Annotated in this window: 5 protein-coding genes and 1 pseudogene; 1 reads left to right on the top strand and 5 read right to left on the bottom strand. The window is 60.1% G+C overall.

What is annotated here, in order from left to right; translation table 11 throughout:
- Nucleotide 1: 1 nt before the first annotated feature.
- Both CCD76_RS09675 and CCD76_RS09670 read right to left on the bottom strand, forming a co-directional pair.
- A complete protein-coding gene (locus CCD76_RS09675) occupies nucleotides 2–478 on the bottom strand; it encodes a DUF1003 domain-containing protein (protein ID WP_179208893.1) in 477 nt (158 codons plus the stop codon).
- Between the two features lie 92 nt (nucleotides 479–570).
- Nucleotides 571–5,367 (bottom strand): DUF3320 domain-containing protein, encoded by a 4,797-nt coding sequence (locus CCD76_RS09670; RefSeq protein ID WP_087719303.1) that lies wholly within the window; start codon nucleotides 5,365–5,367, stop codon nucleotides 571–573.
- A gap of 112 nt (nucleotides 5,368–5,479) precedes the next feature.
- Here CCD76_RS09670 and CCD76_RS09665 point away from each other — a divergent pair, with 112 nt between their 5' ends.
- Nucleotides 5,480–6,499 (top strand): IS30 family transposase, encoded by a 1,020-nt coding sequence (locus CCD76_RS09665; RefSeq protein ID WP_087719302.1) that lies wholly within the window; start codon nucleotides 5,480–5,482, stop codon nucleotides 6,497–6,499.
- 156 nt (nucleotides 6,500–6,655) lie between these two features.
- On the opposite strand, the pseudogene glyA reads toward CCD76_RS09665, so the two are convergent.
- From glyA to CCD76_RS09650, 3 genes and pseudogenes are all read right to left on the bottom strand, one after another.
- A pseudogene (glyA, locus tag CCD76_RS09660) lies at nucleotides 6,656–7,507 on the bottom strand (serine hydroxymethyltransferase); the annotation flags it as partial.
- Between the two features lie 296 nt (nucleotides 7,508–7,803).
- A complete protein-coding gene (locus tag CCD76_RS09655; RefSeq protein ID WP_256961240.1) occupies nucleotides 7,804–8,301 on the bottom strand; it encodes a helix-turn-helix domain-containing protein in 498 nt (165 codons plus the stop codon).
- A gap of 374 nt (nucleotides 8,302–8,675) precedes the next feature.
- Nucleotides 8,676–9,377, bottom strand: a complete 702-nt coding sequence (locus CCD76_RS09650) for an isochorismatase family protein (RefSeq protein WP_087719301.1) — start codon at nucleotides 9,375–9,377, stop codon at nucleotides 8,676–8,678.
- Nucleotides 9,378–9,645: the final 268 nt, after the last annotated feature.

The following is a 9,645-nucleotide window of genomic DNA, read 5'->3' as shown; positions in this document are numbered from 1 at the left end:
CTCAATCAGCACCCTCGTGAATGAGGCGGGTAAACGGATAAGGGTCAAAGGGCTTGGCCAGTACCCCACCCACATTGACGATGACCCATACCAGCAGCACGGCCGAGAACGTCAAAATGAAGGCCCAGGAACCGCCGAACAGCGCCACCCGGTCCGCCATGCGCTCACCGAACGTCGCGGACCTGTCCAGCAAGTCCTCCGGGTTTTTCGAAATGAGCTGCCTGTTATTGAGACTCTCGATGACCTGATGTTCCAGCTCGCCCAGTTCACCGCGCTCTTCCTCCAGCATTCGCTCGACGTAGAGATGGCGAAACCTGGCAAGATCCTCGCGACAGATCATCTTGCCCTCTTCCCAGCCGGGCGCCGCACTGGCGATCAACGCAGACACACCCGGACGCACGGCAATCCAGGGCTTGAGATCCCCCGCCTCGAACCGACGCTGGCAAACGTGGCAAACCTTCGTATGCGTATCGTTCATTGCCATTCCCACCTGTGAATCACGCAACCGAAACATCGAGACAGATTAAACGGCATTGTCAGCCGGATAGGAATGGTATCAACTACTCCCCTTCAGATTTCTAGATTGGCCCTACTGGTTTGTAGCCGCCCATTACGCTCCTTTATCTTTTTGTCGTCCATCAACCTAGCGATGAGTGCCTCAAGGCGCTGACGAACCGCCCCCGTCACGCGCTTGAATCCCAACTGATTGATGGAAGCACTCATGGCCTCCTCCGGACCCATCGAGACACCGTCGCGCAGCATTTGCAGAATCGCGTTCTCGAGTTCTGCCTCTGGCACTAACTCAAACTTACGCTGACTTGCGGGAAGTCCACTCCAGTCTCGTAATGGCAGCGTTTCACGATTAATAATATCGAGAGTGTCTTCATCCTGATTCAGCAAGCCTTTCCTTACCAGGGTCCGACACTCGGCATCCACGCGTCGCTGGATTCGGGCGCCGGCACGCTGAATCCCAGTTGCTTCGGTCAGCCTGATCAGCAGCATCTTTCTATGGATCGGCCCCTCCCCTTCGACCACAGCCAAGATGGCCTTTTGCATGCGATTTACGGGGATTTCGTCGAACTGGCTATCTGCACTGGATAAGCCAATCCGCGTTGAGCCGACGGGAGCGTAAGCCGGTATACCAGGAATTGGGCCCGTTTCGGCTTCCCGCGCTATGCCACTAGGGACTTCCGCCTCGGTCGCTTCTTCAATTTGAGGCTCGTCATCCCACATCGGCGTGATGTCCTCGGCTGCCGCCTTGGCCCGCGCTTCCAGGTCCTTCTGGTGACGGCTAGCGGCCTCCAGAGCCTCCTTCAAGCGTTCCGTCTCGGCGGCCGCATTACGGAACCACTCGGTGCTCCAGATGCGATGGAAGCGCCAACCCAACCCTTCCAGGACGGACTGGCGCAGGCGATCTCGATCACGCGCGACAGCACTGCTGTGATAGCTGGCTCCGTCGCACTCGACTGCCAGCAGGAACCGGCCAGGGGACTCAGGATCGCGTACCGCCAGGTCGATGAAGAAGCCCTGACTACCCACCTGCGGCTGGACCTCGTAGCCCAAGTCCTGAATGGCACGCATCACTTCCCACTCGAAAGGTGAATCGGGCTCCCTCTCACTCATCTCGTAAGTAGGCAGCTCTCCCGTCTCGGCATACTTGAGGAAAGCCTGCAGGGCACGAACCCCGAACGGGGATGACTCGGTGACCTTCAGCTCATCGGCCTGGAAATTGACGAAGACATCCATGGCCAGCCGGGCGCGAGAAATCAGCACGTTCAGGCGTCGCTCGCCCCCGGTCTTGTTGATCGGGCCGAAATTCTGTCCGAGACGACCTGCCGACGTGCGTCCATACCCGACACTGATGAAGATCACATCGCGCTCATCGCCCTGAACGTTTTCCAGGTTCTTAATGAAGAACTCATCCCCTCCGTCATGATGGCGGAAGAAGTTTTCGAGCTCATCATGCTCTCGGCGCAGACGCTCCACCTCCAGCAAGATGGCTTCTCGCTGGGCGGTACTGAAGGCCACCACCCCGAGCGACAGCTGGGGAGTTTCTTGCGCATGCTGGATTACCGCCTCGGCAACAGCACGAGCCTCGCCCGCATTAGTCCGCGAGCCACCGCGGTCGTAGTGAGTCTCAGGCAGGTGACGGAAACTCAGCCCTCTGGCCTCTGGATGGACACCGGGGCTGGGGAAGATCAGCAGCTGATTGTCGTAGAACTGATCGTTCGAGACGGCGATCAGGGAGTGATGGCGACTACGGTAGTGCCAGCGCAGCATGCGCTCGGGCATACCGCGGGCCTTCATCATGCCGAGAATACTTTCCACGTCAGCCGTGGCGCTTTCATCGGCCTCCTCGTCACTGAGTTCGACGGACTGGCCGAAGAAGTTGGTGGGCGGCATCTGCTTGCTGTCGCCCACCACCACGACCTGGCGCCCCCGAAGAATGGCACCCAGAGCCTCGGGAGCCGGAATCTGACTCGCCTCGTCAAAGATCACCAAGTCGAAGTCCAAGTTTCCCTGAGCGAGATAGCCCGCTACCGACATCGGGCTCATCATGAATACCGGTTTGGCCTGCTGAATGACGGCCCCCGCCTCACGCAGCAGCTTTCGAATGGGCAAGTGGCGTTGTTTCTTTGTGAACTCCTTACGCAGGACCTCCATCTCCCCCGGTGCATGCTTGGGCGGAAGATTGGCATGCAGGCGCTCGACCAGCGACTCCTGGGCGTAGCGGAAGCTGGCCTGATCCAGTTGTTTGAACTCCTGAATCAGACGCTCGTGGGTCAGCCGATCGAAGCGCGCCAGGCGCGGGCGCTCGACATAGGCATGATCCACCAGACCGCCGAAATAGCTCAGTTGCAGCCATGCGCCCAGGGCGCGCGGTGCGTGGGGCCAGCTGGCCAAGGTCGTTGTCAGATGCCCCAACCCTGCCGCCTCAAGGTCTTCACAAAGCTGATTGAAGCGCACCACCGCATACAACTGGGCAGTATCTCGCCAGCCGGAGAGCCGCTGATGCCAGGTAGCCAGATCAACTTGTGACGCTTCACCCTGCCACTGGACCTGGTGGCAAAGCTCCTGCAGCAACCCTTGGATTCGCTCTGACTGTGCTTGCAGTGCTTCTACTTGGTCAGCATGTTCCCGCAGATCGGGGTTACCATCCAAGAAGTCGGCCAGCCCCGCCGGCAACTCTCCCTTACCGATCGCGTCATATAAATCGACGATCCACTCGGCGAGCTGCGCCAGCACCAACCAATCGCTCTCTTCGCCCTGCCACTGAGCTCCAAATAGGGTTTGGCAAGTGGGCGACAGGCGCTCCAGCGTCTTACGGTGCTGCTGGGCTTCCAGCAACTCATCAACCCACCCTAACCAATCTACCGGCGTACCTGCCAGCTGGCCGCGGGCATAGCCTTTCAGAACGGCAGCGGCACGCCGATACTCGCCTGAGAAGATGCGCCACCACTTGTCGGCCCGTCCGGCAAGCCCGGTGCGAATCGACAGCAGATCGGCGTCGTACATCGCCTCGATGAACCGTGGCTGCATGGCATCACGGGTGCGTGACAGCGCCTGGCCGGCAGCGATCGCCTGCTGCACCTCGTCACGACGGGCCTGCCATTGCTCGGTATTCACCTTCACTCCGGCCAAATGCGGTGCATTAAGCGCGCGCTTGCCGGCCCGCCGCAGGATGGCGATGTCATCGAAATCCTGCGGAATCGGCAATTGCATGGCCTTGGCCAAGGCGACGGCATTGTCGGTTAATTCCGTCAGCTGGTCGGCGGCCCGATGAACCAGCTTGCGAAGCTCCTGCTCTTCGCCAGGCGAGAGGGCATGACGCCGCGAGTAACGGTATGGATTGTCGGAGGGTGGACCGTACTCAGCCAGATAATCGCCCATGGCACCCATGGCACGCTGCCCACGGGCCAGCTCCTGGGGCCCCCAGTCGCGTAGATGCTCGAAGTCGATCCGCGACAATGCCTGCAGGCGCTCATCTCGCTGGAGTTGCAGCATTTTCCCCAGTGCTGTCACATAGTCGGTCTTTGAGGCCAAAATGGTGGGACGGAGCTCTTCCACATAGTCATCCAGCGACTCGCGCACCTCGCCCAGACGCTGATACTCGCTTGAGCGATCCGGTACCTTGGGAAGCCCGTTATCGAACACTCGCCGCAGCGAATCGAGGACCGCTTTCTTGTTGCTCTTATGGCTGTGCAGCTCCAGTACGGCATCGCCGAGGTGACACTCGTCCAGGCGTGATTTGACGACTTCCAAGGCCGCCATCTTCTGGGCGACAAACAAGACCTTCTTGCCGCGCGCCAGCGCCTCTCCGATGAGGTTACTGATGGTCTGCGACTTGCCAGTTCCTGGTGGGCCCTGCACTACCAGGCTCGCGCCTTCCATCACCGCAAGGATAGCCTCGAGCTGGCTGGAGTCGGCGTCCTTGACTAGGTGGAGCGACTCGGGTGTCTTGAGCAGATCATGGCCAGAAGACGCCTCGAGTCGCTCGGCATCCTCGCGATAGCCCTTCTCGAACAGTTTTTCGAGTTGAGGATGCTTCAGCAAATCATGCGACTCCGGCCAGTTCGCCGGGTCGAGGTCGGTATACATCTGAAACTTGCCGAACGAGAAGAGGCCTAGCCGAATCTGATCGACGTGGACCTTCCAGCGAGGGCGATCAGCGACCATCTCTTGGACGTGTCCGAAGTAGTCCACCAGCGACGCTTCTTCGTCGAACTCGGGAAGTGTGAGCCGAAAGTCTTGTTTCAGCCTGGCGGCCAAGGCCAGGTTTCCGCCCATCTCGGCATTGGTGTACGACAGTGTGAAGCCGGCGCGTGCAGATTCCCGCTGGAGCTCCACCGGCAGCAGGATCAGTGGCGCATAACGTGATGTGTGGGCATTTTCATCCTCATACCACTCCAGGAACCCCAGCGCCAGATACAGCACCTCGATGCCCTGCTCTTGAAGCAGGGTATGGGCTTCGTTCTCCAGTTTGATCAGCCGCGTGTCCAGTTCGCGAGCCGGCAGGCGCGTCTGCAGATTGAGGTCACTGAAACGCTCTTCGCCCTGCTCCTGCTCAAGATACGCCTCTAGGGGCGGAAGAGGCTCTTCCTCTTCACCCTGCTCTCCACTTTTACCTTCGCCAACGTCCTCGTCCGTTTCAGTCTCGTCTTTGCCATAGACTTCAGGAAGCGGCAGAAAGCGCATGGTTTTTTTTTCTTCGACCAGGATGTTGACCACCTCAGTCGATCGCTCACCCACGATATCGAGAAAGCGTTTGTTACTGGGAACATGTAATAGCGGATTCCCGCGCAATCCCATATCGAGGAGCTCATGTCGGGCGAGCTCGAGCTTGTGCTGAAGTGATGCTTTATCCATGTTGCGCGTTCTCTACGTGGGTCACGTATATAAGTTCAAATATTATTGTCACCAAGGACTGGCGGTCTCAATGACCAAGTGCAACACGTGAGCCATCAGGTACGGTGTTGCCATGACTTACTGCTATCGCCATCTCTCTGCTGAAGACCGAGCCGCCATCATGATGATGCGAGCCACGCATTCGATCCGGGCCATTGCCACTCACCTGGGGCGTGCGCCGAGCACCGTGTCGCGAGAAATTGCTCGCCATACGGTCGACCCCATCAAGGGCTACGATGCCGGCCTGGCGGGCTATCGGGCTCGTCTGACGCGACATCGGCCACGCCAGCGCCCCAAGCTGCATCCCGACGGGGAGCTCTTCGAGGTAGTGGTCCACTTGCTGCGCAAGTGCTGGTCACCGCAACAGATAGCCCGCACACTGAAGCGCATGTCTCCCAACGATTCACGTCGGCAGGTCTCGCATGAGGCCATCTACAACGCGCTCTATGTGATGCCCCGCGGCAGTCTCAAGAAAGAGCTCATCGCCTGCCTTCGGCAGGGCAACGGCAAGCGTCGCTCACGCAGTCGTGGCAAGGATCGACGCCAGCAGATTCCCGATCTGGTCAGCATCCACATGCGCCCGCCTGAGATCGAAGACCGCCTGATGCCTGGCCACTGGGAGGGTGATCTCATCATGGGTGCCAACAATCGCTCCGCCGTCGGTACGCTGGTGGAGCGCACCACACGCTTGGTGATCTTGGCGAAAGTGGATGACACCACGGCCACGGCGGCGGCCGTTGGCTTCAGCGACAAGCTCAATGAAGTGCCGCGAGCCCTGCGGCTGTCCATGACGTACGACCAGGGCAGAGAGATGATGAAGCATGCCGAGATCACGCAGAAGACCGGGACGGCGATCTACTTCGCTGACCCGCATAGCCCGTGGCAGCGCGGCTCCAATGAGAATACGAACGGGCTGCTGCGGCAGTATCTGCCGAAGGGCACGGATCTGTCGGTCTACAGCCAGGAAGAACTCGATGAGATCGCCGACTCACTGAACACGCGGCCGCGCAAGACGCTCGACTGGCGCACGCCGCTGGAAGTCTACGCCGAGGTGCTCAAGAAATCGGTCGCTGGACCGAGCACCCTTCAATAGCGTTGCGCTTGGAACTTGAGACCGCCACTGCTCGGTTGATGATCTCATCCTTAGTTTCCCATCACTGTTGCACTGTCGGCTGCTCTCTCCCCGCCAAAAGCTTCAATATCAACAACGCAAACTGCCTTCCCGTTTCCTCATCCTCCAGCAGCGGCATACTGAGCTTTTCGTGGTCGCTTCCTTGAAGGCCACTGCCTTGGCGGCGATCACGTGCATCAGCGGGCCGCCCTGCTGGCCCGGGAAGACCGCGCCGTTGAGCTTCTTGTAGAGCGCCTCGTCGCCGTGGGCGGAGAGGATCAGGCCGCCTCGCGGGCCGCGCAGGGTCTTGTGGGTGGTGGTGGTCACCACATGGGCGTGGGGCAGCGGGCTCGGGTAGATGCCGGACGCCACCAGCCCCGCCACATGGGCCATATCAATCAGCAGGTAGGCGCCCACCTCATCGGCAATGGCGCGGAAGCACCGCCAGTCGACCACCCGCGCATAGGCCGAGAAGCCGGCGATGATCAGCTTGGGTTTGTGGCTGCGCGCCAGACGCTCAACCTCGGCGTAATCGATCTCGCCAGTCTCGGCGTTCAGGCCGTACTGCACGGCGTGGTAGTGCTTGCCGGAGAAGTTGAGGGTGGCGCCATGGGTCAGGTGGCCGCCGTGGGCCAGGCTCATGCCCAGCACGGTATCGCCCGGCTTGACCAGCGCCATGAAGGCCGCAGCATTGGCCTGGGCGCCGGAGTGCGGCTGGACGTTGGCGTAGTCGGCGTCAAACAGGTCGCAGGCGCGGTCGATGGCCAGCTGCTCGACCACATCCACATGCTCGCAACCGCCATAGTAGCGCTTTCCCGGGTAGCCCTCGGCGTACTTGTTGGTCAGCTGAGTGCCCTGAGCCTCCATCACGGCCCGGCTGGCATAGTTCTCGGAGGTGATCAACTCGACATGATCCTCCTGGCGCGCCACCTCATCGGCGATGGAGGCGGCGATCTGGGCATCGAAAGTCGCGAGGGCAACCTGGTTCATGATGGACTCCTGTTATTGTCGTAACGGATTGTCGGTGGTGGGCAGGGTGTAACTTCGAATCTATCGGCTACCTGCCGGGAGAAAATTTGAAATCCTTATGCGCCGATAATCGGGGCGAGGCTTATCCAGTTCATGCTTCGATTAAAGGCGATGGGGCGGGGCAAAGATTGAATAAATGCGACAGGCTTCCTGAGCAGGCGACGCCAGCAAGCATCGCCGGCTCTCCCGTTCGGCAGATACCGGCCGCCCCGAGACAAAAGTCTGACGCCGCGCGGGGGGAGTGAGAGCGACGCGGCCTAGAGCGCCGGCCGGCCCTCGACATACAGAAATAAGGGATCGACCCGGTCGCTTCCGGGCTCGCCGGCACGCTTGCGCATTTCCAACGGGGTCACGCCGAAGGTGCTGCGAAAGTGGCAAGAGAAATGGGCCGTATCGGCGAAACCGCAGCGCTCGCCGATCCCGGTGATGCTCTTGCCAGTGTAGTGCAGAAGCCAGAGTCCGTAGCGCAGGCGCAGGTCACGCGAGAACTTCTGGGGCCAACGCCGAGGGTCTCGCGAAAGCGGCGCTCCAGGTTGCGACGCGAGGTGGCCACCCGCTCCGCCAGCGCCTCCATGCTGATCGCTTCCCCCAAGTGCTGTTCGGCATCGCGATGGCGCGATGCACCAGACGATCGCCCACCTTGCCGAAGACCACCGGCTGTAGCTGGGGATGAGTGCCCACCCGGGCCTCGTCGAGCAGCATGGTGAGATGGCCGCCCCACAGCTGGAGACGGCTTCTTGGCCGGCGCTGGTCATGAAGGTCCAGTGGCAGCGCAGCTGACGGCTCCGGTCCCCCTCGTCCGCGGACAGGCGCAGGCAGTCGACGAAGGCGGCGAAAGGCAGCAGGATAAAGCGCTGCAGCAGGACAAACCCCACGGACAGGGGGGCATTCCGCGAGGAGAGGCTGTTCGGTGCTCCTGGCGTCATCGGATTTTTGCGCGAGAGATTGTCGCGAACGCGGTGACCAACCCAAGGCACCAGCGTAACCCGTGCCCGGTTCCCGTACCACCAGAAGCGTCCTTGGCCATCTCGACCCAGCCTCATTGAGCAGCAGTCGCTCTGTGAGTTCCGAATACGCAAAAGGCGAGCCCGGATGGGCTCGCCTGGGAGGAAAAGCTGTCCCGATAGCATCAGGACTGAGTACTCGCGATGGTGTTCACATAGTCGATGCAGCGATCCACGGACTCGACATCGCCGAACTTAGCGTCAATATCGAACAGGTTCCAGGCCACGGCACCCGGCACACGATCGCCGATGCACTCCTTGACCGCGATCGGACGGAACCCGTCGGCGATGCCGTCACAGATCGTCTGGCGCACGCAGGCACAGGCGGTCACGCCGGTGACAAGAATGGTATCGACGTCATTGGCACGCAGGATGCCAGCGAGCTCGGTACCGTGGAAGGACGAGGCACGCTTCTTAAGCAGCGTATATTCGCCCTTGACCGGGGCGATCCGCGAATCGATGGCCCAGAGCTCCTCGTTGGCGAGATCCACGGCATCGACCGGGATCTTGTTGTGCCACAGCCCCATGTCGGTGAACGGCGCGTCGCGATCAGTGATCTCATAGGCGGTCGTCACGTGGATGACCGGCAAGTTCGAGGCCCGGAACGCCTCGAGCAGCTTCTGCATCCCCGGTATGATCTCGTTGTCCATCTTCTCCTGGTCGCAGGTGAAGGGGTTGCCCGGGCGGGTCCAGGCGTTGGCGAGATCGACGCTGATCAGCGCCGGCTTCTTGCCGAAGCCGACACGACGCTGGAAGCCGCGCTCCTGATAGAGCTTGGTGGATTCATCGAAGGCTTGCTCCAACATGGCCATCAGATCTTGAGACATGGTTTTGATTCCTTTATCGGTTAATTGCTATCACTTCGGCGAGTGGCTTGCGGTCATTTTCGCTGTCTGCCGGTTGGCATGTTCAAGGCTAACTCTGCCGACTATTAACAACAAATTCCTTTTTTCACCAGATTGATTCAATTTTTGGTATTAATAAAATTGACGTGAGCGCTACGCCCATTGCTTCCCAAAATATTGATAAAAAAGAAAATAATAAGTGAAAATAAAAAACCGGCCCCGAGGGGCCGGCATGGTGTCTGGACAGGGC

The sequence above is a fragment of the Salinicola salarius genome (genome assembly GCF_002179555.1).
GTDB lineage: Bacteria > Pseudomonadota > Gammaproteobacteria > Pseudomonadales > Halomonadaceae > Salinicola > Salinicola salarius_A.
The sequence above is the reverse complement of the archived record's forward strand: the minus strand, read 5'-3'. Positions and strand labels throughout refer to the sequence as shown.